Source organism: Microbacterium sp. BH-3-3-3 (genome assembly GCF_007679045.1).
GTDB classification, from domain to species: Bacteria; Actinomycetota; Actinomycetes; order Actinomycetales; family Microbacteriaceae; genus Microbacterium; species Microbacterium algihabitans.
The window spans coordinates 13,158-35,673 of record NZ_VEFS01000002.1 but is presented as its reverse complement, the minus strand read 5'-3'; the positions used below and the strand labels follow the sequence as shown (position 1 = coordinate 35,673).

Annotated in this window: 19 protein-coding genes; 10 read left to right on the top strand and 9 right to left on the bottom strand. The window is 71.5% G+C overall.

Annotated elements, in window-relative coordinates; all coding sequences use genetic code 11:
* Positions 1–200: 200 nt before the first annotated feature.
* The 7 genes from FS769_RS07975 to FS769_RS07945 form a co-directional block, all read right to left on the bottom strand.
* A complete protein-coding gene (locus tag FS769_RS07975) occupies positions 201–1,190 on the bottom strand; it encodes an ABC transporter substrate-binding protein (protein WP_144832111.1) in 990 nt (329 codons plus the stop codon).
* A gap of 43 nt (positions 1,191–1,233) precedes the next feature.
* Positions 1,234–2,316: an ABC transporter permease gene (locus FS769_RS07970; protein ID WP_144832108.1), complete on the bottom strand. Its 1,083-nt coding sequence runs from the start codon at positions 2,314–2,316 to the stop codon at positions 1,234–1,236.
* Complete coding sequence (locus tag FS769_RS07965; RefSeq protein WP_144832105.1) at positions 2,313–3,092, bottom strand: ATP-binding cassette domain-containing protein; 780 nt, start codon at positions 3,090–3,092, stop codon at positions 2,313–2,315. Before FS769_RS07965 ends, FS769_RS07970 begins: the two co-directional genes overlap by 4 nt.
* A gap of 2 nt (positions 3,093–3,094) precedes the next feature.
* The gene (locus tag FS769_RS07960; RefSeq protein ID WP_144832103.1) at positions 3,095–4,546 is read right to left on the bottom strand and encodes an L-fuculokinase; all 1,452 of its coding nucleotides are present in this window, start codon (positions 4,544–4,546) and stop codon (positions 3,095–3,097) included.
* A complete protein-coding gene (locus tag FS769_RS07955; RefSeq protein ID WP_144832100.1) occupies positions 4,543–5,580 on the bottom strand; it encodes a class I mannose-6-phosphate isomerase in 1,038 nt (345 codons plus the stop codon). The genes FS769_RS07960 and FS769_RS07955 overlap by 4 nt, the downstream gene beginning before the upstream one ends.
* Positions 5,577–6,653 (bottom strand): LacI family DNA-binding transcriptional regulator, encoded by a 1,077-nt coding sequence (locus tag FS769_RS07950; protein WP_144832097.1) that lies wholly within the window; start codon positions 6,651–6,653, stop codon positions 5,577–5,579. Before FS769_RS07950 ends, FS769_RS07955 begins: the two co-directional genes overlap by 4 nt.
* Before the next feature lie 86 nt (positions 6,654–6,739).
* A complete protein-coding gene (locus FS769_RS07945) occupies positions 6,740–7,738 on the bottom strand; it encodes an aldose 1-epimerase family protein (RefSeq protein ID WP_144832094.1) in 999 nt (332 codons plus the stop codon).
* Positions 7,739–7,866: 128 nt separating this feature from the next.
* On the opposite strand from FS769_RS07945, the gene FS769_RS07940 reads away from it, so the two are divergent.
* The 4 genes from FS769_RS07940 (at position 7,867) to FS769_RS07925 (ending at position 12,275) form a co-directional block, all read left to right on the top strand.
* Positions 7,867–8,721 (top strand): class I fructose-bisphosphate aldolase, encoded by an 855-nt coding sequence (locus tag FS769_RS07940; RefSeq protein ID WP_144832091.1) that lies wholly within the window; start codon positions 7,867–7,869, stop codon positions 8,719–8,721.
* Positions 8,718–9,872, top strand: a complete 1,155-nt coding sequence (locus FS769_RS07935) for a Gfo/Idh/MocA family protein (protein WP_144832089.1) — start codon at positions 8,718–8,720, stop codon at positions 9,870–9,872. The genes FS769_RS07940 and FS769_RS07935 overlap by 4 nt, the downstream gene beginning before the upstream one ends.
* A 113-nt stretch (positions 9,873–9,985) precedes the next feature.
* The gene (locus tag FS769_RS07930) at positions 9,986–10,981 is read left to right on the top strand and encodes a LacI family DNA-binding transcriptional regulator (protein ID WP_144832086.1); all 996 of its coding nucleotides are present in this window, start codon (positions 9,986–9,988) and stop codon (positions 10,979–10,981) included.
* 136 nt (positions 10,982–11,117) lie between these two features.
* Entirely contained in the window at positions 11,118–12,275 is a 1,158-nt protein-coding gene (locus FS769_RS07925; protein WP_144832083.1) for a nucleotidyltransferase family protein, read from the top strand.
* A gap of 18 nt (positions 12,276–12,293) precedes the next feature.
* Here FS769_RS07925 and FS769_RS07920 read toward each other — a convergent pair whose 3' ends face one another.
* On the bottom strand, positions 12,294–13,634 hold the full coding sequence (locus tag FS769_RS07920) for an O-antigen ligase (protein ID WP_186325479.1): 1,341 nt from the start codon (positions 13,632–13,634) through the stop codon (positions 12,294–12,296).
* Positions 13,635–13,665: 31 nt separating this feature from the next.
* Here FS769_RS07920 and FS769_RS07915 point away from each other — a divergent pair, with 31 nt between their 5' ends.
* The 6 genes from FS769_RS07915 to FS769_RS07890 all read left to right on the top strand — a co-directional run bounded on the left by FS769_RS07915 (position 13,666) and on the right by FS769_RS07890 (position 20,800).
* The gene (locus tag FS769_RS07915) at positions 13,666–15,108 is read left to right on the top strand and encodes a lipopolysaccharide biosynthesis protein (RefSeq protein WP_186325478.1); all 1,443 of its coding nucleotides are present in this window, start codon (positions 13,666–13,668) and stop codon (positions 15,106–15,108) included.
* A gap of 43 nt (positions 15,109–15,151) precedes the next feature.
* Complete coding sequence (locus tag FS769_RS07910) at positions 15,152–16,240, top strand: glycosyltransferase family 1 protein (RefSeq protein ID WP_144832073.1); 1,089 nt, start codon at positions 15,152–15,154, stop codon at positions 16,238–16,240.
* A 61-nt stretch (positions 16,241–16,301) separates the two neighbouring features.
* The gene (locus FS769_RS07905; RefSeq protein ID WP_144832070.1) at positions 16,302–17,204 is read left to right on the top strand and encodes an SDR family oxidoreductase; all 903 of its coding nucleotides are present in this window, start codon (positions 16,302–16,304) and stop codon (positions 17,202–17,204) included.
* 185 nt (positions 17,205–17,389) lie between these two features.
* Positions 17,390–18,784 carry an alpha/beta fold hydrolase gene (locus FS769_RS07900; RefSeq protein ID WP_144832067.1) on the top strand — a complete coding sequence of 465 codons (1,395 nt, stop codon included), beginning with the start codon at positions 17,390–17,392 and terminating at the stop codon, positions 18,782–18,784.
* The gene (locus tag FS769_RS07895) at positions 18,781–20,334 is read left to right on the top strand and encodes a GMC family oxidoreductase (protein WP_144832064.1); all 1,554 of its coding nucleotides are present in this window, start codon (positions 18,781–18,783) and stop codon (positions 20,332–20,334) included. Before FS769_RS07900 ends, FS769_RS07895 begins: the two co-directional genes overlap by 4 nt.
* 121 nt (positions 20,335–20,455) lie before the next feature.
* Positions 20,456–20,800: a LysR family transcriptional regulator gene (locus tag FS769_RS07890; protein WP_144832061.1), complete on the top strand. Its 345-nt coding sequence runs from the start codon at positions 20,456–20,458 to the stop codon at positions 20,798–20,800.
* Between the two features lie 57 nt (positions 20,801–20,857).
* On the opposite strand, the gene FS769_RS07885 is transcribed toward FS769_RS07890, so the two are convergent.
* Positions 20,858–22,504: an ABC-F family ATP-binding cassette domain-containing protein gene (locus FS769_RS07885; protein ID WP_144832058.1), complete on the bottom strand. Its 1,647-nt coding sequence runs from the start codon at positions 22,502–22,504 to the stop codon at positions 20,858–20,860.
* Positions 22,505–22,516: the final 12 nt, after the last annotated feature.

Here is a 22,516-nt window from a genome sequence, read left to right as displayed (position 1 = left end):
GGAGTGCGGGGTGTTGCGCGAGCCCGGTGGCTGAGCCTGTCGAAGCCTCCGGGCGGGAGGGGCGGGTGGTCCCGGCCCTTCGACAAGCTCAGGGACCTGGCGTTGCGCGAGCCCGGTGGCTGAGCCTGTCGAAGCCTCCGGGCGGGAGGGGCGGATGCCGAGACCCCGCGCAACGGCGAGATCCCGGCATCCGGAATCGATCAGCAGGACGACTTGTACACCGCGTCCTTGCCGTCGGTGTCGATGTTGTCCTTGGTGAGGATGGTGAAGCCGGTCTGGATCTTGGCTTCGGTCGCCTCGCCCTTCAGCGCCGCGATGGCCTGCTGCACGCCGTCTTCGCCGATGGTGGCGGGCTCCTGCGCGACGAGCGCCTGAACCGTTCCGGCCTGCAGGGCCTTGACCTGGGCGGGGCCCGCGTCGAAGCCGACGATGGTGACGGCGCCCTGCTTGCCGGCCTGCTGCACGCCGGTGGCCGAGCCCTCGGCGGCGAACAGGTTGGCGGCGAAGATGCCCACGATGTCGGGGTCCTTCTGCAACGCGGCGGTGACGATCTCGGCGGCGGTGGAGGGCTCGTTGTGCGAGTACTGCACACCGACCGACGAGAACTTCGAGTCCTTCGCGACGGCGTCTTCGAAGCCCTTCGCGCGGGCGTCGGTGGTGGAGATGCCGGGGTCAACCGAGACCACGAGCACCTTGCCGCCGTTGGGGTTGGCATCCTGGATGGCCTTGAACGCGGCAGCCCCGCCGCCTTCGTTGTCGGAGGAGATCTGCGAGACCGCACCGGAGGGGTCTTCCAGCGTCGTGTCGACGAGGACCACCTTGATGCCGGCGGCCTCGGCCGCCGCGATGGGCGCCTGCATGGCCGAGACGTCGGTGGGGGCGATCAGCAGCGCGTCGGGCTTGGAGGCGACGACGGCGTCGACGATGGGCTTCTGCAGGGTCGGGTCGAACTTCTCGGGGCCCTGCGTGGTGACGGTGGCCCCCTCCTTCTCGGCCTCGGCCTGGATGCCGCACTGCATGGAGATGTAGAACTCATCTCCGGCGACGCCCTGCACGAACGCGATCTTGTAACCGCCGTCCGACCCGCCCGACGCGCCGCCGGACGAGGAGCCGCCGGAGCACCCGGCGAGGACGAGGGTGGCTGCGGCGCCGAGGGTGGCGAACGCGAGAACCTTCTTGTTCCACTGCATTGTGATTGCCTGTTCTCTCTTGGTTGGTGTCGGATGCCGGGCCTCAGCCGCGGCGTCCTCCGCTGACGAACTTCCGCCAGAGGCTCTGGGTGTTGCCGCGGGTCGCGGCGGTGCGGCGCACCTGGTCGACGTAGACGGCGGTGATCAGCACCGCGCCGACGGCGACCTGCTGCCAGAAGGGCTGCACGCCGGTGATGACGAAGCCGTTCTGCAGGACGGCCGGGATGAAGAGGCCGACCACGGTGCCGAAGATCGTGCCGACCCCGCCGAAGAGCGAGGTGCCGCCGATGACCACGGCCGCGATCACGTTCAGGTTGGTCTGCGACTGCCCCGCGATCGCGGTGGTCGAGAACTGCGAGAGGGCCAGGATGCCGGCGAGCCCGGCGAGCGCTCCCGACAGCGTGTAGACCGAGATGAGGTGACGGTCGACCTTGACGCCGACGCGGCGGGCGGCGAGCTCGCTGGAGCCGACGGCGTAGGTGTAGAGGCCGAACTTGGTGAAGTGCAGCACGATCGCGCCGATGACGACGACGACGAGCGCGATGACGCTGATGATGGGCAGCGACCCGAACACGTTGCCGTAACCGATCGAGACGGTCAGCACGGTGGGGACGTCGCGGATGTCGACGCCGCCGGTGAGGATCTGCGCGAGACCCAGAGCCATGCCGAGCGAGCCCAGCGTGACGATGAGCGGCGGGATCTTGGCCTTCGCGATGAGGAAGCCGTTGAGCAGGCCCCAGCACACGCCGCTGAGGATCGACACGATGATGCCGACGGTCGCCACTCCCCAGCCTTCGCCGCCGAGGGCGCGCATCGTCAGGGCCGACACGACGCCCGAGAACACCAGCACCGAGCCGACCGAGAGGTCGATGCCCGAGGTGATGATGATGTAGGTCATGCCGACGCCCAGGACCGCGAGGATCGAGGCGTTCTGGATGATGAGGCGGAAGTTCGACCACTGCGCGAACGAGTCCGGCGCCAGCGCGCTGAAGATCAGCACGATGACGATGAGGATGATGAGGATCTGGAAGGCCTGCGCCTTGAGCAGCCCCAGGAAGAAGTTGGGCTTGGTGTCCTCGAACGTGCCGATGGCGACGGTCTCGGTGGGAGGGGTCTTGGTGCTCATTTGGAGTCGTCCTTCGTGACGGCGCCGGTCATGAGCCCGACGAGTTCTTCCATGGAGGTGTTCTTCGCGTCGACGTTGGCCACGCGGGTGCCCAGGCGCAGCACCTGGATGCGGTCGCAGACCTCCATCACGTGCGGCATGGAGTGCGAGATGAGCACGACGGCGATGCCCTTGTCGCGCACGCGGCGGATCGTCTCGAGCACGTTCTTGGTCTGACGCACGCCGAGGGCGGCCGTGGGCTCGTCGAGGAAGACGAGGCGACCGGCCCAGTGCACCGCGCGGGCGATCGCGATGGCCTGGCGCTGACCGCCCGACATCTCGCCCACGGGCGACGACAGCGATCGCACCGTCGCGCCGAGCTCGTCGAACGCGGCCCGTGAGGCGACGGCCATCTCCTTGGTCTTCATGAAGCCCAGGGCACCGGCGAGGCCGGGGCGGCGGATCTCGCGGCCGAGGTACATGTTCTGCACCGGGTCGAGGTGAGGGGCGAGCGCGAGGTCCTGGTAGACCGTCTCGATCCCGAGCGACGACGCCACCTGCGGGTTCGACATGTCGATGGGCTTTCCGTCGAAGAGGATTTCGCCCTCGTCGATCGCGAGGTTGCCCGAGAGGGCCTTCACGAGCGTCGACTTGCCGGCGCCGTTGTCGCCGATGAGGGCCGTCACTTCTCCGGGGTAGACCTCGAAGTCGACGTTGTGGAGGGCGCGGACGGATCCGAACTGACGTGACAGGCCACGGGCCTGCAGCACCGGGACGGTCGTGCTGACTGACGACATCGTCAGCTCCTTTCAGGGGTGGGGGTGAGGGAGGCGAGCACGGCGGAACGGTGCTCCGCCGGCTCGAGCGATGACGAGAGGAAGGTGTTCGCGACGTCGGCGAAGGATCCGGATGCCGTGGCCCCGGCGGACCGCGCGGCGAAGGCGGCGAAGAGCGCGGCGCCGTAGGCCGTGCCCTCGTCGTGGGTCGAGACGGTGACCTCGGGCAGCAGCGCGGAGCGCGAGCGCACCACCGACGCCATCGACGACCAGCCGCCGGTCAGCACCGTGGAGGTGGGGGGTGCGACCTCGCGATCCATCACCGCCATCAGCTCGGCGAGCATGTCGTTGCCGTGGCGCAGGCTCGCCGCGAACAGGTCGGCGGGGCTCAGCCCGTCGCTCTGCGCGACGATCTTCAGCACACCGTCGTCGTTGCGCGCCCCCGATACGGCGAGACCGGCGTCCGAGACGGTGCCGAGCACGGGCAGCGCCATCGCCTCGTCGTCGATGCGCGTGCGCCCCACGGTATCCGTGATGCCGAGCAGCTGCAGCACGCGCCGCATGAGCAGGCCCGACTTCGTGCCCGCCAGCAGCACGTACTTGCCGGGGATGACGTGGCGCACGCAGTTGATGCCGGCGTGGGCGAGGCGCTCGCGCGCGTCGAAGGGCAGGGTGTCGTCGAGCACGCGCACGAGCGCCTCGGCGGTGCCCATCGAGTCGTAGAGCTGGCCGGTGTGCGTGGCGCCGACGGCGACCGCCGAGACGAGGTGGTCGTGTCCGGCGACGGTCAGGGCCGCACCGCGGAAGCCCGCGGGCATGTCGGGATCGGTGAGGGTGCCGACCGGTTCTCCCGCGCTGACGAGGGTGCCGAGGATGCCCTCGTCGACGCCGAGCACGTCGAGCGCCGCCTGCCACGGGGTGCTGTCGTCCTGGTCGATCAGCCCGGTGCGCGAAACGAGCGAGTACTCCGCGACGCGGGGTCCGCCGAGCGCGTGCACGACGAACTCGGGGACGTTCAGGAACGTGGTGCCCGCGAGCGAGATGCCCTGCTCGCGCAGGTGCAGCAGTTTGGCGATGGATGCCAGCGGCCCGACCGGCAGTCCGGTGCGGCCGGGGAACTCGGCGCGGAACGACTCGGGGGTCGACATGATCTGCGCCGCCCCGCGCGGGTCGAACCACGCCATGATCGGCGCGAGCGCGGAGCCCTGCTCATCGAGCAGCACCCCCGCCTCGGCCATGCCCGAGACCCCGAGCGCGACGACGCGGTAGCCCTCGTCGAGGCGCGCGTCGGCCTCGGCGGCGAGGTCGCGCACGACGGCGATCGCCTCGGCCGCGGTCATCTCGGCCCGACCGTGGTCGAGGTTGGTCCACGGCGAGCGGCGGCTGACGACGAGCACCTGGCGCCCCTCGGGGGTGGCGACCAGCAGCTTGGTGCTGGTCGAGCCCATGTCGATCCCGACGACGTACTCGCTCATCGCACGTCACCGCCGCGGAGGGTTCCGGGCCAGCCGACGCCGGGGGCGGCGACGAGGATCTCGGCCCCGCCCGTGAGGCGCCATGCGCCGAAGGCGTGCGGCACGGCGTAGACCTGTCCGCGCTCGACGTCGACGCTGCCGGCGTCCGACACCAGGGCGCCCGCTCCCTCGCGCACCAGCACGACCGAGAAGCCGGCCGCGTGCGCCACCGTGTCTCCTGCGGCGTCGAAGAGGCGGAAATAGGGGTCGGCGGCATCCGGCAGCAGAGAACGAAACGCGGGTCCCGCCGGGCTCGTGCCGGAGGTGCCGACCAGGGCGTCGAGCGCGTCGGCGTCGAGCTTCTCAGTCGAGACGGCGGGCATGACGGCGTCGAAGCCGAGCTCGAGGTGCGATTCCTCGCGCGTCGAGGTCGTCACCGACCACTCCAGCAGGATCGAGAAGTCGGTGGGTTCCTGCACCTCGGCGACGAAGATGCCCCCGTCGATGGCGTGCACGGTGCCGGCGGGCACGAGCACTCCCATGCCGGGGCGCACGACGACGCGGTTCATGTGGGCGAGCATCCACTCGCTGTCCTGGGCGTCGCGGCGGCGGTCGAGCTCGTCGCGGTCGACGCTCTCGTTCCATCCGACGTACACGGCGCAGTCGTCCTCGGTCTCGAGCACGTACCAGGCCTCGGTCTTGCCGTAGGGGCAGTCCAGGTGCGACGAGGCGAATCCGCGGTCGGGGTGCACGTGAACGGGGAGGCGCTGCCGCGCGTCGAGGAGCTTGACCAGGATGCCGAGGTCTGCGGCATCCCGTCCGCTGCGCGCTCCCACCCAGGCGGCGCGATCGGCGGTCACGAGGTCGCGCAGGAACTCTCCGCCGTCGGTGACGGCCAGGCCGATCTCGTCGGAGCCGAAGCGCGAGACGGTGGAGCCGAGCCACTCCTCGGGCTGACGGTCGGTCTCGGGCACGATGCCGCGGAGGGCGGCGATGCGGTCGCCCCCGCGGTAGAAGTGCTGCACGGGATTGGGGGGCAGCAGGACGGGCTTCATCGCGTCGCTCCGATCGGGTCGAGGGGGAAGGAGGGGGTGACCTCACCCGATCCACGCGGGACCAGACGGGTGGGGACGACGGTTCGGGTGGGCTCCGCGTCAGGGTGCACCGCGAGTTCGCGCAGGCGATGGAAGGCCGCGGCGCCCATGAGACGCGGGTCGTGGTCGACGTAGGTGATTCCGGGCTCGAGCACCTCGGCGAGGGTGAAGTCGCCGAACGAGACGAGCGCCGGCATCCGCAGGCCGCGGGCGCGGATCGCCTGCACCGTGCCGATCGCGGCGAGGCTGGTGGCGCACAGCAGGGCGGTGGGCGCGTCGGCACGTTCGAGCAGCCGTGAGGCCTCGGCCGCCTCCCCCGCCTGGAAGCGCTCGTGCGTGACGACGAGCGAGGGGTCGAACGGCACGCCCGCCGCTTCGAGGGCCGAACGGTAGCCGGCCAGGCGGTCGCTGACGGTGGGGTACGGCACGTCTTCGCCCATGAAGGCCACGCGGCGGTGTCCGTGCGAGAGGAGTGCCGCGGTCGCCTCGGCCGCCGCTCCGAAGTCGTCGATGACGACCGCGTCGATGCCCGAACGCGAGCGGTCGACGGTGACGACGGGGAAGCGGGTGCGCAGCCCCGCGAGGGTGGCCGCCCCCACCTCGACGGGGGCGACGACGAGGCCGGCCAGGCGGTGGCCGGTCAGGCGTTCGAGCTGCGTGCGCTCGCGGGCCGCGTCGTAGCCGGTGCTGGCGAAGATGACGCTGAGCCCCTCGGCGACCGCGAGCTCTTCGACCACGCTGACGAAGGCGGCGAAGAACGGGTCGCTGATCGCATCGATGAGGATGCCGATCGTGTCGGCCGCCTGGCGCTTGAGCTCGCGGGCGCTGCGGTCGGGCACGAAGCCGAGGTCGCGTACGGTCCGCATGACCTTGTCGCGGGTGACGGGGAGGACCCCGGTCTCGGCGTTGATGACGCGGGAGACGGTCTTGGGGCTCACGCCCGCGGCGATCGCGACGTCGATGAGGCGAGCGCGCGGACGGGCCGGCGCGGCCTCGGCGACCGCTGCGGCGGCCACCAGTTCATCGTGCGTCATCGCATCCTCGACATCGTTGTCATTTCGGGGCGGATCCCTCGGGTGGGTTCCGATGGAGTCATCCTGGGGCTCCTCGGACAACGTTGTCAAGTCTCGGATCGATCACGGATGACATCGATGTCGAGACCGAGCCCCCACGACGAGCCGGGGGCGAGCGCCCGCAGGAGCCCCGCCTCGCGCGCCGCGCCGCGGCCGTGGATCGTCACCGCCGTCGCCGGCTCGACACCGAGGACGAGACCGTCATCCTGCGCCACGCGCCACTGGAACATCGCCGGCAGCGCCGTCGTGTCGAAGGAGATCCGGATGCCGAGCCCCGACGCCGCGACCACCTCGGCACTCACGCGACGATCGCTCGGCAGCTCGTGCCGGAACACCTGTTCGGGGTACTCCGCGACGGGCGCCGGGAACTCCGCCCAGCACTCGATGCCCGCTTCGGCAGCCGCATCGCGGGGCACCACGCGCTCCGCGGGAGACCGCAGCACGGTGCCGGCGTCGACCAGCGGCCAGCCGAGGTTCACGTGGTACAGCACCATCGGCTCCACCGGGCGCGACCCGCGGTTGACGATCTCGTCGCGCAACTCGATCCGCCCCTCGCCCAGCGGCACGCGCAGGCACCGCCGCAGCTCCAGGTGCGCACCGAGCACCGTCGCCTCGGTCACGGTCGCCTCGATCACCACGGCATCCGCCTGCACCTCCGCCCGGGTGACGGATGCCGACAGCCCGCTGTACCGCCCGTGCTGCGGATGCTCCCCCTCGGCGTCGGCCGACGGCGGGCCGAACGACAGCAGACCGCACGTGGTCACGAGTCCCCCGCCGAACGCCGCCCCGAAGCCCGCCGTCCCCGGCCGCGGCCACCCGGTCGGCGACATCCAGGCCAACGGCACACCGCGGTGACGCACTTGCCCGAGGTCGAGCCCGCGGTCGGGCAGCAGCTCGATGTCGAGGTCGCCCGCGATCACGCGCAGACGCCGGGTTCCGGCATCCGGTCCGTCACTGCGCACCGAGGCCTCCACCGCCGCGATCTGCGCCGTGGAGCCCGCGCGCCCGAGCGCTTCGTCGATCGATCGTCCGTACAGCTCACCCATGAGCCCCGCCTTCCTCGCCGTTGCGACGCTCACGCTATCAATGTTTGACAACGTTGTCTTGCTCCCCGCATACTGACCGTCGAGCGCAGAGCCGCGCCCCGACACGACGCTTCGGAGACCCACACCCCATGTCGAAACCCCGCCTCAATCGCCTCTTCAACGCCCGATCCGGTCGCGCGTTCGACGTCGCCGTCGACCACGGCGCGTTCCACGAGTACAACTTCCTCACCGGCATCGAAGACATGGCGAAGACCGTCGCGACACTCGTCGACGCCGGCCCCGACGCCGTGCAGCTCACCCTCGGCCAGGCCCCGTTGCTGCAGGCGTTCCCCGGCAAGCAGAAGCCCGGGCTCGTGTTGCGCACCGACATCGCCAACGTCTACGGCGACCCGCTCGAGATGCCGCTGCACAGCATCCACGTTCCGGATGCCATCGAGGTCGCCGTGCGTCTCGACGCGGTGGCCGTATGCGTCAACCTCCTCGACCTCCCCGGCGAACCGCAGGTGCGCGAGCAGTGCATCCGCTCGATCCTGGCGCTGCGCACCGACGCCGAGAAGTACGGGATGCCGCTCATGATCGAGCCGCTCGTCATGCAGACCAAGCCCGGCTCGGGCGGGTACGGGGTCGACGGCGACACCGCCAAAGTCATCACCCTCGTGCGCCAGGCGCGCGAGCTCGGAGCCGACCTCATCAAGGCCGACCCCACCGACGACATCGCCGAGTATCACCGGGTCATCCAGGCCGCGGGCGACACCCCGCTGCTGGTCCGCGGCGGCGGGCGCGTCGACGACCGCACGCTGCTCGAGCGCACCCAGGCCGTCCTCGAGCAGGGCGCGCGCGGCATCGTCTACGGACGCAACGTCATCCAGCACCACGACCCGGCCGGCATCACCGCCGCCCTGATGGCCGTCGTGCACGACGACGCCTCGGTCGACGACGCCCTCGCCCTCATCGGCGCCCCCGCGGAAGGAGACCGCGCATGACCGGCAAGAAGATCGGCGTCGGCATCATCGGCGGCGGCCTCATGGGCCGCGAGATCGCGGCGGCGCTGCGACGCTGGCCCGCCCTCATCGACCACCCGGCCGAGCCCGAGCTCGTCGCCGTCTGCGACATCAACCCGGCGGCGTTGGAGTTCTTCGAGCGCATCGACACGGTGCAGCTGACCACGACCGACCATCACGAACTGCTCGCCGATCCCCGCGTCGACGTCGTCTACATCGCGGTGCGCCACGACCTGCACGAGCGTCTCTACGTCGACACCGTGCGCGCGGGCAAGGCGCTGCTGGCCGAGAAGCCGTTCGGCATCGACCGCGCCGCCGCCGACGCGGTCGTGGCCGCAATCGAGGAGAACCCGCAGTCGTTCGTGCGCGTCTCGAGCGAGATGCCGTTCTTCCCCGGCGCCCAGTGGGCCGTCGACTACGTGCGGGCGGGCGGCCTCGGCCGCATCGTCGAGGCGAAGTGCACCTTCCTGCACTCCAGCGACATCGACGTGAACAAGCCCCTCAACTGGAAGCGGCAGAAGCAGTTCTGCGGCGACGCGGGGGTTCTCAACGACCTCGGCATGCACACGTGGCACGTGCCGCTGCGCCTGGGATGGGCGCCCGAGAAGGTCGTCGGCATCCTGCAGGACATCGTCACCGAGCGCCCCGGCCCCGACGGGTCGCCGCAGCCCTGCGACACGTGGGACAACGCCGTGATCCACTCGTGGTCGCGCCACGAGGGCGCCCCGTTCCCCCTCACCACCGAGACCAAGCGCATCGCGCCGGGTCAGAAGAACACGTGGGAGTTCGAGGCGATCGGCATGTCGGGCGGGGTGCGCTTCAGCACCAAGAACCCCAAGAAGGTCGAGGTGTTCGCCTTCGTCGACGTGCCCGGCGTGGGCCGCGAGCAGAGCTGGCAGAGCGTGGATGCCGGGAGCCAGTCCGTCTGGCCCACGGTGACCGGCCCCAACTTCGAGTCGGGCTTCTCCGACGCCATCCTCCAGATGTGGGCGGCCTTCCTGGCCGAGTACCTGGGCGAGCTGGGCGACGGCTTCGGCTGCGTGCGTCCCGAAGAGGCCGCGCTCACGCACCGCCTGTTCGCCGCCGCGATCGCCTCGCACGAGACGGGCGCACTGGTCGCTCCCGAGGCCTGATCGCGCGACGTGAGGGCCCGGACGCGCCACCGGGCCCCACGTCACCGGTCGAAGACGGCCCCACTCCCTATGCTCGAAGGATGCCGTCGCTTCACGGCAGTCCGAGGAGACGCATGCGCAAGACCGGCCGGCCCACGATGATCGACGTCGCCGCCGACGCCGGCGTCAGCCTGAAGACGGTCTCGCGGGTCGTGAACGGGGAGTCGGGTGTCGACCCGGCGATGATCGAACGCGTGCGCGCGTCGATCGCGCGACTCGGATACCACCGCAACTCCCTCGCCGCGAGCCTCCGCTCCGGCAACCGCGACACGATCGGCTTCATCGCCGCCGACCTGTCGAACACCTTCTACATGGCCGTCGCCGCAGCGGTCTCCCAGGTCGCCACCCGCGAGCGCATGCACGTGGTGATGGCTTCGAGCGAAGAAGACGCCGACCTCGAGCGCACTCTCGCCCTCGACATGTGCCAACGCCAGGTGGGCGGTCTCATCGTGGTCCCCACCGCGGCCGACCACTCCTACCTCGCCCGTGAGGTCGAGCTCGGAACGCCGGTGGTCTTCCTCGACCGCCCCGGCAGCGGCATCCCGGCCGACGCGATCCTGCTCGACAACCGCGGCGGGGCGCGCGACGCCGTGGCCGAACTGCTCGCGGCGGGTCACCGCCGCATCGCCGTGCTGCTCGACGCGCCCTCCATCTACACGATGGCCGAGCGCCGTGAGGGTGTGCGCGACGCCTTCGCCGCAGCGGGGCGCGCGCTCGATCCCGCCCTCGTCGTCGAGGGGCTGCACACCCCCGCCGACGCGCGTGACGCGATGGAGCGCCTGCTCGACTCCGCCGACCCGCCCACCGCGGTGTTCGGCACCAACAACCGCCTCACCATCGGTGCGCTCGAGACGATCCTGCCGCGCGGTGCCGACGTCGCCATCGCCGGGTTCGACGACTTCGAGCTGTCGCGCCTGTTGCCCCGCCGCATCCGCCTCGTCGATTACGACGTCGCCGATCTGGGCGCCCGCGCGACCGAGACCCTCCTCGCCCGGGGCGCCGACCCGGCCACCGGCTCGCACACGCAGCTGGTTCCCACGCGCCTCGTCGATCGCGGGGGCGTGCGCTGATCCGCACCCCCTTCGAAGGGTGACCTGCGGGGTGAAGTAGACCGGGCCTCGCCCCGGGCGTCGCCCTCGCGTGCCGCACCGCGCCGCGTACCCCCGCAGACTGGGGGCTCCCACCACCGACGCAGGAGCACGCACAATGGGCGATTCCCCTCCCCCCTCCGGGGTCTGGACGCCCGTGGCCCTCGGGGCGCTCGACGTGCGCTCCGACGACACGGCGCCCGGTGGTCCCGAAGTGCTCCTCGCCCCGGTCGTCCCCGGCGATGCCTTCTGCCTGGTCGGCGACGGGGCGGCGCTGTGGCGGCGCCTGGTCGCGCAGGGCTCCGTGCACCACGCCGACCTCTCCGCCGACGAACGCGAGCTCATCGATCGCATGAGAGACCTGCACATCGTCGACGCCGACCCCCGCCACCGGTGGGCGGTCACCCACCTCCCCCGCCCCACGCTGTCGTCGCCCACCCACGAACTCGTCTACGCCGTCACCGCTCGTGTCGCCGAGTCGCACGGCATCCGGTGCGTCTTCATCAAGGGCCCGGCGCTCAAGAGCCAGGGGCTGCGCGAACGGGAGCACTCGGGCGACGTCGACGTGTGGTGCGACCCCGACCGCTGGGACGATCTCGCCGCGGCGCTCGAGCCCTGGGGGTGGACCCGAGAACCCGACCCGTGGCGCGGAACTCCTGTGCACCACACCGCCACGATGACCCCCGCCCGCTGGGGCTGCGAGATCGACGTGCACCGCCGCCTGCCGGGCCTGACGAGAGGCGACAGCGACGCGTTCGCCGCCCTCACCGCCCGCACCTCCGCCGTCCGCTACGCCGGGGTGGAGGTGCGGGTGCCCGACGTCGCCGCGCACGCCGTGCTCGCCGCCGTCCACGCCGTGCGGCCCGAGATCGGTGCGGGTCCCCGCTCGGAACGCGCCTCCGCGCTCGCGACGACGATGCTCGCCGCCGCGCCCACCACCCTCGACAGCGCCGTCGCGCTCGGCGCGGTCGAGGTGTTGCGCACCGAGATCGCCGCGGTCACGCAGACCCCCCTCCCGCCGCGCGACGGAGCCCGACCGCACGACTGGGAGTGGCGAGGTCGCCCCGACCGACTCCGCGCCTACTGGACGGCCCTGCAGACCTTGCCGCCGCTGCTGCGCCTGCGCGTGGGGCTGCGCCTGATCTGGCCCGACGACGACGTCGCGCTCGCCTCCGAACGACGCGCCGGGCGCCCCGTCACCACGGCCGCGGCCGCGAGGCGGAGCCGCCTGACCCGCGGCGTGCAGGAGTGGCTCCAGCGCTCGTCGCGCCGCTGAGCCCCGACCCCGCCCGCGTCAGCGGCGCATCGCGCGCAGGGCCGAGCGCGACATCGCCTCGCGCGGCATCGACGCGATCGCCTGGGCGAGCTGCGTGCGGTCGTCGCGGTCGATCCAGTGCCGGGCGGCCAGCACGAACAGCGGCAGCACCGTCGACGACGACAGCGGCCCCCACCCGAGCATCCCGAACGGCGTCTCGGTGACGCCGATCACGACCAGACCGAGCACGAACGCGACGCCCACCGCCTGCTGCCGTCGATCGGTGTCGCGCAGGCTCGAGACGAACGCCACGACGATGACGGCGGCCCAGGCGGCCAGGGTGACGGCGCCGCCCATCACGAGCGTGGTCAGCACCAGGTTGTGGCCGTGACTCGCGGCGCTCGAGAGCGCGTTCGACAGCATCGCGTAGTTGTCGGCGTACCAGTGGGCGCCGAGGCCGAAGAGCCAATGGCCGCCCAGCTCGTCGCGGTTGAACATCCAGATGGCGCCGCGGAACGTGTAGGCCTCGGGATCGGTCTCGGTGAAGGGCACGCGCACGCAGGTGATGCACGCCGCGATGAGTCCCACCACGGCGGCGACGCGGAAGGCGGGCTGCGGCAGCACACGCGACAGCGCGATGACGGCGAGCACGACCACGGCCCCGGCGAGCGCGGTGCGCGACGAGGTGAGCACCAGGGCCCACGCGATCACCCCGATCAGCGGCCACCGCACCCACCACCGACGTGCGGTGAAGGCGAACGGCAGGGCGAGCGCCAGGAACATGCCGAACACGTTCGCGTTCGAGAAGATGCCCGACAGCAGCGACGTCCCGGTGAGCGACTTCTCGAAGGTCTCGGAACCGCCCGAGATGAACACCTTCGACGGGTCGAGGTACGACAGGGCGATCGCGGCCGCAGCGACCAGGGCACCCAGATATCCCAGGATGCCGAGATCCCTCGGTTTCACCCGCGCTATCACCAGCAGGGTGCCCACGGCGGAGGTGATGAGCAGGCCCAGCGTGGGCTCCCGCCCGTGCACGAGCTCGTTCGCCGCGAGCACCAGACCCGGCGCGACGACCAGCAGCAGGCTCTCGCCCGTGACCTTCGAGAACAGCAGCATGAGCAAGAGCAGTCCCACCGCGAGGATCGGCACCGCGATGCTCAGCGCGTCGACGAGCGCCACCACCAGCGGGTTGGAGGCGGTCTTGCCCTCTTTGTAGTGCTGGCGGTCGATGAGGGCCGTTTCGACGACGGCCGGCACGACCGAATACGCCCAGACGACGATGACCGCCGTCCAGCGCAGCGCCCGCGAGTTCACCCACCCCTTCTCGGGCCTGCCGGGGGCGCGACCGAGGGTCGCGGGGCTGGTTAGCGTGCTCACGGCCGACACAGTACAACTCGAGGAGCTCCCCGTGATCCCCACCGATGTCACCGCTCCTCGCCGAGGGGCGGCGCTGCTGCTCCTCGGCGCCCAGTGGGGTCGGTACGTCGCACAGATCCTCGGCATCGTCGTCCTCGCCCGACTGGTCGGGCCGGCCGACTTCGGCATCGTCGCCCTGGCGGCCTCGGTCGCGGGACTCGCGGCGGTGCTCGGTGACTTCGGTCTGAGCATGGCGGCCCTTCGTGCTCCGACACTCTCCGATGCGCAGCGGACGAACCTGTTCTGGATGAACACCGGCATCGGTCTCGCGGCGACGGGCGTGGTGCTGGCGGTGGCCCAGCCGTTCGCGGCCGCCTTCGACGATCCGCGCCTGGTCGCGGTCATGTGCCTGTTGGCGCCGGCGTTCGCGCTCCGCTCGGCGAGCGCGCAGCTGCGCGTCGAGCTCAACAGATCGGGACGGTACGGACGTCTCGCGGCGAGCGAGCTCTGCGGCGACCTGTCGGGTCTGGTCGGAGCCGTCGTCCTCGCGCTCCTCGGCGGCGGGTATCTCGCCCTCGCCCTGCAGGGCACGATCGCGGCGGGCGTCACCCTCGTGCTGTCGCTGATCCTCACGCCGTGGCGTCCCGGGCTGCCGCGGCGCGGAGCCGCGATGGGCCCGCTGCTGACCTTCGGCGGCAACACCTTCCTGGTGCACGTGCTGAACTACGCCGCGACCAACGTGGGCACGGTGTCGGTCGCGCGGGTGGCGAGCGATCAGGTGATCGGTTTGTTCAACAGGGCGACCCAGCTGGTGAACCTCCCGATCGATCAGCTCATCACTCCGCTCACGCGGGTGGTCATCCCCGGTCTCGCGGATGCCGAGGACACCGCCGAACTGCAGCGCCGGCTCGTGCGCCACCAGACGCTGCTCTGCTACCCGACGCTCGCATACCTCAGCCTCTTCGTCGCCACCGCGTATCCCGCGCTCGACCTCGTCCTCGGCTCCGCGTGGACCGGCGCCGCGCCGTTCGTCCCCATCCTGGCGGCCGGGGCGCTGTTCCAGATCCTCGGCTACCCGCAGTACTGGGCCTTCGTGTCGACGGGGCGATCCGGGCTGCTGCTGTTCTCGGAGATCAGCGGACGCATGGCGACGATCGCGCTCGCCGTGGTCGTCGCCCCGGTCGGGCCGGCCGCGGTGGCCGGCGCCATCGCGCTCGGGCAGTTCCTGCTGTGGGGCGTCGCCGCGGTGTTCTTCCTCCCCCGCACGGGCGTCTCGTCGGCGGCCCTCCTGCGCGCGGCGATCCGGCCGATCGTCGTCTTCGCCGTGGCCCTGGTGGCAGGCCTCGCCATCTCGACGCTCGTTTTCACCTCCCTCCCCTCGCTCCCCCGCCTGCTCGGCGTCGGTGGCGTCTGGGTCATCGTCGTGATCGCACTGCTGCTGGCGATGTGCCGACGCGACCTTCGCGTATTCGGGGGCTTCATCCGACGCCGCTGAGGGGACTCCCGCCGGCTCGACCACTCGTCGGGAAGGCCTCGAGATGACCATCGTGAACGCCCGGTTCCTGACCCAGGGGACCACGGGGATCCAACGCTTCGCCACCGAGATCACGCGCGAGCTCCTCGGCATCCGCGACGACATCACTCTCGCCGTCCCCGCGGGCGACGTCGACGACGCGGGGCTCGACCCCTCGCGCATCCAGACGGTCGGGCGCTTCACGGGTCACGCGTGGGAGCAGATCGACCTCCCGCGCTTCGCGCGGCGTCGCGGCGAGATGCTGCTGAACCTCACGAGCACGGGCCCCATGTGGCACCGCCCGCAGATCTCCACGCTGCACGACATCACATGGATCCGTCACCCCGACAGCTTCAGCCGTCGCTTCCGGGCCCTCTATTCGGTCGTGATTCCCCGCGTCGTCGCGCACAGCGAGCGCATGATCACCGTGAGCGAGTTCTCCCGCGGCGAGATCTCGCGGCGGTTCGGCGTGCCCGCCGATCATTTCGCCGTCGTCCCCAACAGCGCGCAGAACATCCTCGCGCTGGCGCCCATGCCGTCGACGCCCTCGAGCCGCCCGTACCTGCTGGCCGTCTCCTCGCCCAACCGGCACAAGAACGTCGCCCGCATGCTCGACGCGTTCGCGGTCTTCGCCCGGACGCACCCCGAGGTCGAACTCCGCGTCGTGGGAAGCCAGACCAACAGCTTCGCGCGGCAGCAGTTCGACACCGCCGATGCGCGGGTGCGCTTCCTCGGCCGGGTCGACGACGCCGAACTCGCCGGCCTGTACCGCGGAGCGCTCGCCTTCGTGTTCCCCTCGCTCTACGAGGGCTTCGGCATCCCGCCGATCGAGGCGCAGATGTGCGGCTGCCCCGTCATCGCGGCGCGTGCCGCCTCGCTCCCCGAGGTACTCGGCGACTCCGCGCTGTACGTCGATCCGCTCGACGTCGACGACATCGCCGCGGCCATGTCCCGTGTCGCCGACGACGACGGCATCCGCGCGCGGCTGATCTCCGCCGGTGAGCTCAACGCCCGACGCTTCTCGTGGCGGGAGTCCGCGCAGAAGGTCAGCGATCTGCTCGACGAGCACTCCGGCATCCGCCCCACCCGCTTGCGCGGTGCGGCGCTCCGATAGCTCGACCGTCGCGCCCGTCAAGGGCGGTGTCCGCGCGGCGGATGCTGCCTAACGTCGGGGCATGACCAACGATCGCGACCAGCTGACCTTCGACAACCCCGTCACCCGCTACGCCCGCGTCGAACCGCCCATCCAGCACCAGCCCGAGCCCGGCGTCCAGGCCGACATGACTCCGGTCCCCGATCTGGGCGAGAAGACCTACCGCGGTCTCGGCCGTCTGGTCGGCCGCAAGGCGCTCATCACCGGCGGCGACTCCGGCATCGGCGGAGCCGTGGCCATCGCCTTCGCGCGCGAAGGGGCCGATGTGGCCATCGTGCACCTGCCCGACGAGCAGCGCGACGCCGACCACGTGCTCGACCAGGTTCGGGATGCCGGCCGCACCGGCGTCTCGATCGCCACCGACATCACCGACCCGGCCGCGTGCCGCGAGCTGGTCGAACGTGCGGCCGAGGCTCTCGGCGGCCTCGACATCGTGGTCAACAACGCGGGCAAGCAGGTGATGGTCGACAAGGTCGACGACCTGTCGGACGAGCAGTTCGAACTCACGTTCCGCACGAACGTCTTCGCGCCCTTCTGGATCACGAAGGCGGCGCTCGCGCACCTGCCCGCGGGCGGCACGATCATCAACACCGCGTCGCTCGAGGCCTACGTCCCCGCGCCCGACCGGCTCGACTACGCCGCCACCAAGGCCGCGATCAACAATCTGTCGAAGGGCCTCGCTCAGCAGCTCGCGTCACGCGGCATCCGGGTCAACGTCGTCGCCCCCGGACCCACGTGGTCGGCGCTGCAGGTGAGCCAGGGCGTCTCCGACGACCAGATGGAGCACTTCGACGACGAGAGCACCTACCAGCGGGCCGGCCAGCCCGCCGAGATCGCGCCCGCGTTCGTCTTCCTCGCCTCGGCCGAGTCGAGCTACGTCTCGGGCGAGACGCTGAACGTCAACGGCGGCATGGTCACGCCCTGAGGTCCGCTCCGACGTCCCGGCCCGCCTCGCGCGGCCGGGGCGTCCGTGCGCGCTCCCACGCCCGGCGCCGTCGCCGCACGGCCCTCCCGAGCCCGACCCTCGACGACGCGGCCCGGGCGCTTGCGCAAAACCCGTCGATCCGCAAGCGACCCGTGTCGGGTGGGCGGGTGAGGGAGCGTGAGTGCATGCCCACCGACACCGCTCCCGCCCCCGGCGGGGCGCCCCTCACCCTGTACATGCTCCACGCGCTGGGCGCGAGCGCCGGCTCGTTCGACCGCCTCGCCGACGAGCTCGCGGGGGTCGTGCACGTCGTCGGCATCGATCTCCCCGGCTTCGGCTCCGCCGCGAGCGCTCCCGACGCCACCGTCGACGAGACCGTCGACCATGTCATCCACCGCCTCGCCGCACACGCGCGGGGGCCGTGGATGCTCGGCGGACACAGCATGGGCGGCAAGATCGCCGCTCTCGTGGCCTCCCGCGTCCTGCGCGGCGATGCGCCCCTCTTCGGACTGCGGGGCATGGTGCTCATGGCCCCGTCCCCGCCCCGCCCCGAGCCCATGGACGAGGAACGCCGGGCGCTCATGCTCTCGTGGGTCGACGACGGCGCGATCTCCGAGGCGGATGCCGAGACCTTCATCGACCAGAACACCGCCGAGCCGCTCGACGCCGGTGCGCAGTCGCTCGCCCTCGCCGACCTGCGTCGCACCTCCCCCACGGCGTGGCGCGCCTGGCTCGAGACCGGCAGCCGAGTGGACGCGACGGCTGCGGTCGGCACGCTCGATGTGCCCGCCCTCGTGATCGCCGGCGCCGACGACGCCGACCTCGGAGCCTCCGCGCAGCCCGAGCTCCTGGCATCCGTCTACCCCCGGGCGCACTTCGTGACGCTCGAGGCCACCGGACACATGATCCCCCTCGAGCGGCACCTCGACGCGGCAGCGGCCATCTCGCGCTTCGTCGCCGAAGAGGTCGGCGTCGGTCCGGTCGTCCCCGACGAGTGGGTCGAGCTCATCCGCAGCGAGCGGGTCGACGCGCGCGTGCGCGGTGCCCTCGCCCGTCGCGCGCTCCCCGACGACCACGGCTACGCCCCCGCGGTGCTCGACATGGCGCAGCTGACGCTCCTTCGTGAGATCGCCGACCTCGTCGTCCCGCAGGAGGGGCCGGCCATCGACATCGCCGCCCGCGTCGACGCCCAGTTGGCGCGCGGCGAGGGCGACGGGTGGCGCAACGCCGACCTGCCCGGCGACCCCGAGGCATACCGTCGCGGGCTCGACACGCTGGCCGCCGCCTGGCCCACCGATCCGTCGGAGCGCAGCGACCGTCTGAAAGCCGCCATCGAGGGCGACTCCGACCTCGACGGCCCCCTCGACGCCGCCCAGCTGAAGGCGTGGCTCGAAGACGCGCGCAACGACCTCGTGCGCCAGTGGCTCGCCCACCCCGCGAGCATGGCGCGCGTCGGCTACGACGGGTTCGCCACCGGCGGCCGCCCCATGCGGGGGTACGTCGAGCTGCGTCTCGGGCGCCGCGAAGACTGGGAGCCGGCGAACGTCGGCGGCACGATCGCGACGGGAGACGCGGCATGAACCTCGAAGCGATGCGCACCTTCACCGACGACGAGATCGTCGACGTGGTGGTGATCGGAACCGGAGCCGGCGGAGCGCCCCTGACCGCCGAACTCGCGCGCAAGGGACTCACCGTCGTCGCGCTCGAGGCCGGACGGCACTTCTCGCTCGACGACCTCACGCCCGACGAGACCGAGGCCGTCGAGATCAACTGGATGTCGGAGCGCCTCAGCGGCGGAGACGACCCGACCGCGTTCGGCCCCAACAACAGTGGGCGCGGCGTGGGCGGCTCGATGCTGCACTGGGGCGCGTTCACCCCTCGTCCCGACCGACGCGACCTCGCCCTGAAGACCGAATCGGGCGTCGGCCGCGACTGGCCCATCGACCCCGATGAACTGCTGTCGTACGTCGAGCGCGTCGAGGGCGACATCGGCGTCTCGGGGCCGTCCCCCTACCCCTGGGATCCGAGTCGCACCTACGCATTCGCCCCGGCGAAGCGCAACGCTCCCGCGAACCTCGTGGCCAAGGGCTGCGACGCCCTCGGTGTGCGCTGGGCCGACGCGCCGGCCGCCGTGCTCACCCGCGCCCGGCTGCAGGACCACCACGGCGAGCGCGGGGCGTGCGTCAACTGCGGCGAGTGCCACCAGGGATGCCGGGTGGATGCCAAGGCGTCCACCGCCAACACGTACCTGCCCGCGGCCGTGGCATCCGGTGCCGAGATCCGCAGCGAGGCGATGGTGCACGGTATCGAGCTCGACGCCCGCGGCCTCGTCGAGGCCGTCGTCTACCGCAAGGGCGGCGTCGATCGTCGTCAGCGGTGCCGCGCCCTCGTGCTCGCCGGCGGCGGTGTCGAGACGCCGCGCCTGCTGCTGCACACCGGCCTCGCCAACGACAGCGGCCAGGTGGGCCGCAACTTCCTCGCGCACGGTGCGACGCAGGTGTGGGGCCGGTTCGACGAGCCGGTGCGCGGGCATCGCGGATACCCGTCGTCGCTCATCAGCGAAGACATGATGCGCCCGGCCGACGCCGACTTCGCCGGCGGCTACCTCGTGCAGAGTCTCGGGGTCATGCCGTTGACGTTCTCGACCACCCTCGTGCGCGGCGGAGGCCTCTGGGGTCCCGAGCTCATGCAGCGTCTCGATCAGGCGAGGTTCATGGCCGGCATCGGTATCAACGCCGACTGCCTGCCCTCCGACGACAACCGCCTCGAGCTGGTCGACGAACTCGACGAGTGCGGTATCCCGCGCGCACGAGTCACGTTCACCGCCGGCGACAACGAGAAGGCGATCGACAAGCACGCGACGGCGTTCATGCTGCGCGTGATGGAGGCCGCCGGAGCGCGCGAGACGATGGTCCTCGCCCGCACCGCGCACACGATCGGCACGTGCCGCATGTCCGACGACCCGTCCGACGGCGTGGTCGACGCCGACGGCCGGTCGCACGAGATCCCGAACCTGTGGATCTGCGACAACTCGGTCTTCCCCTCGGCGATCGCCGCCAACCCCGCGCTGACGATCATGGCCCTGTCGCTGCGCACGGCCGATCGCTTCCTCGCCTCCGCCGCCGCCTGACCCCCGGTCACTCGGCCGGGCACACCCGTCGAGCGTCCACGACACGCCGTTCGAAGCCCCTCGAGCGCGGCGTGTCGTGGACGCTCAACGCGATGCCGCTCGACACGGGAGAATGGATGCCATGAAGCTCGAGCACCTCGTCCGGTTCGCCGCCCTCGCCGAGGAGCTGCACTTCCCGCGCGCGGCCGAGAAGCTGCGCATCCCCCTCGCCTCGTTGTACACGACCGTCGACAAGCTCGAAGAGGAGGTGGGGCAGCCGCTCATCTCGCGAACCCCGCCGACCCAGCTCACCCCGGCCGGCCGACTGCTCCTCGAGGAGGCGCACCACCGCATCGCCGACGCTCCTCCCGCCCCGCCCCGGCAGAAGGCCCCCGGCGGCGGCAAGGCGAAGGCCAGCAAGGGCAAGGGCCGCGCACCGATCGTGAAGGGCGAGCCGAAGCCCTACAAGAAGCGCCAGGGCCGCTGACCCCGCCCCTTCCCCCGCATGAACGCGCGCTTGTCGCGTTCCCGCGAGTGAAAGCGCTTATGCCTGGAGTTCGGTGACCCGACCGGCCTCGACCCGCCAGCGGCGGTCGGTCTGCACCGCGGCGAGCATGCGCCGATCGTGCGTGACGAGCAGCAGCGTGCCGGTGTACGACTCCAACGCCTGCTCGAGCTGCTCGATCGCCGGCAGGTCGAGGTGGTTGGTGGGCTCGTCGAGCACGAGCACGTTGACGCCCCGCGCCTGCAGCAGCGCCAGTCCGGCGCGCGTGCGCTCCCCCGGAGACAACTCGTCGACCGGGCGGGTGACGTGATCGGCCTTGAGCCCGAACTTCGCCAGCAGCGTGCGCACCTCGCCCGCGTTCATCTCGGGGACGAATCCCTCGAAGGTCTCGGCCAGCGGACGCCCGCCGACCAGCAGCGATCGCGCCTGGTCGATCTCGCCGATCGCCACGCTCGAGCCCAGCGACGCCGATCCCTCGTCGGGGCTCTGACGGCCCAGGATGCCGCGCAGCAGCGTCGACTTCCCGGCGCCGTTCGGCCCGGTGATGCCGATGCGCTCCCCCGCGTTGACCTGCAGCGAGACCGGCCCGAGCGTGAAGTCGCCCTGGCGGAAGACCGCGCCCGACAGCGTCGACACGACCGAGCTGGAGCGCGGTGCCGAGCCGATCGTGAACTCGAGCTGCCACTCCTTGCGCGGCTCCTCGACCTCATCGAGGCGCGCGATGCGGCTCTCCATCTGACGCACCTTCTGCGCCTGCTTCTCGCTCGACTCCGTCGCCGCCTTGCGGCGGATCTTGTCGTTGTCGGGTGACTTCTTCATCGCGTTGCGCACACCCTGACTCGACCACTCGCGCTGCGTGCGGGCGCGCGAGACGAGATCGGCCTTCGTGTCGGCGTACTCCTCGTACTTCTCCCGCGCGTGACGGCGCAGGGTCACGCGTTCCTCGAGGTAGGCGTCGTAGCCGCCTCCGTAGACGCGGTGGGAGTTCTGCGCGAGGTCGAGCTCGAGCACCCGGGTCACCGAGCGGGCGAGGAACTCGCGGTCGTGACTGACCAGGACGATTCCGCCACGGAGTCCCTTCACGAAGGTCTCGAGCCGCTCGAGTCCGTCGAGGTCCAGGTCGTTGGTCGGCTCGTCGAGGAGCGCGATGTCGAAGCGTGAGAGCAGCAGAGCCGCCAGCCCGACGCGCGCCGCCTGGCCTCCGGAGAGGCCGGTCATCTCGGCATCCGGTCCCACCTCCAGGCCCAGGTCGGCGAGCACGATCGGCATCCGCTCGTCGAGGTCGGCCGCGCCGCTCGCGAGCCAGCGCTCGAGGGCCGTGGCGTAGGCGTCGTCGGCGCCCACGATCGAGGCGTCGCCGAGGGCCGCCGCCGTGGCATCCATCTCCCTCGTCGCCTCCGCGCACCCGGTGCGGCGGGCGATGTACTGCGCGACAGTCTCGCCCGCGACGCGCTCGTGCTCCTGCGGGAGCCAGCCGACGAACGCATCGCTCGGCGCGAGGCTGATCGATCCGCCCTGCGGCTCGTCGACGCCGGCGAGCAGACGCAGCAGCGTGGACTTTCCCGCGCCGTTCGCCCCGACCACGCCGATCACGTCGCCCGGCGCGACGGTGAGGTCGACGCCGTCGAAGAGCGTGCGGTGTCCGTGGCCCCCGGCGAGGCCCTGCGCGACGAGGGTGGCGGTCATCCCTCTAGTGTC

What these genes read in the sequence shown, in the direction of transcription:
- FS769_RS07975 (WP_144832111.1), bottom strand. Translation starts at nt 1,190, where the DNA reads ATGCAGTGGAACAAGAAGGTTCTCGCGTTCGCCACCCTCGGCGCCGCA.
- FS769_RS07970 (WP_144832108.1), bottom strand. Translation starts at nt 2,316, where the DNA reads ATGAGCACCAAGACCCCTCCCACCGAGACCGTCGCCATCGGCACGTTC.
- FS769_RS07965 (WP_144832105.1), bottom strand. Translation starts at nt 3,092, where the DNA reads ATGTCGTCAGTCAGCACGACCGTCCCGGTGCTGCAGGCCCGTGGCCTG.
- FS769_RS07960 (WP_144832103.1), bottom strand. Translation starts at nt 4,546, where the DNA reads ATGAGCGAGTACGTCGTCGGGATCGACATGGGCTCGACCAGCACCAAG.
- FS769_RS07955 (WP_144832100.1), bottom strand. Translation starts at nt 5,580, where the DNA reads ATGAAGCCCGTCCTGCTGCCCCCCAATCCCGTGCAGCACTTCTACCGC.
- FS769_RS07950 (WP_144832097.1), bottom strand. Translation starts at nt 6,653, where the DNA reads ATGACGCACGATGAACTGGTGGCCGCCGCAGCGGTCGCCGAGGCCGCG.
- FS769_RS07945 (WP_144832094.1), bottom strand. Translation starts at nt 7,738, where the DNA reads ATGGGTGAGCTGTACGGACGATCGATCGACGAAGCGCTCGGGCGCGCG.
- FS769_RS07940 (WP_144832091.1), top strand. Translation starts at nt 7,867, where the DNA reads ATGTCGAAACCCCGCCTCAATCGCCTCTTCAACGCCCGATCCGGTCGC.
- FS769_RS07935 (WP_144832089.1), top strand. Translation starts at nt 8,718, where the DNA reads ATGACCGGCAAGAAGATCGGCGTCGGCATCATCGGCGGCGGCCTCATG.
- FS769_RS07930 (WP_144832086.1), top strand. Translation starts at nt 9,986, where the DNA reads ATGCGCAAGACCGGCCGGCCCACGATGATCGACGTCGCCGCCGACGCC.
- FS769_RS07925 (WP_144832083.1), top strand. Translation starts at nt 11,118, where the DNA reads ATGGGCGATTCCCCTCCCCCCTCCGGGGTCTGGACGCCCGTGGCCCTC.
- FS769_RS07910 (WP_144832073.1), top strand. Translation starts at nt 15,152, where the DNA reads ATGACCATCGTGAACGCCCGGTTCCTGACCCAGGGGACCACGGGGATC.
- FS769_RS07905 (WP_144832070.1), top strand. Translation starts at nt 16,302, where the DNA reads ATGACCAACGATCGCGACCAGCTGACCTTCGACAACCCCGTCACCCGC.
- FS769_RS07900 (WP_144832067.1), top strand. Translation starts at nt 17,390, where the DNA reads ATGCCCACCGACACCGCTCCCGCCCCCGGCGGGGCGCCCCTCACCCTG.
- FS769_RS07895 (WP_144832064.1), top strand. Translation starts at nt 18,781, where the DNA reads ATGAACCTCGAAGCGATGCGCACCTTCACCGACGACGAGATCGTCGAC.
- FS769_RS07890 (WP_144832061.1), top strand. Translation starts at nt 20,456, where the DNA reads ATGAAGCTCGAGCACCTCGTCCGGTTCGCCGCCCTCGCCGAGGAGCTG.
- FS769_RS07885 (WP_144832058.1), bottom strand. Translation starts at nt 22,504, where the DNA reads ATGACCGCCACCCTCGTCGCGCAGGGCCTCGCCGGGGGCCACGGACAC.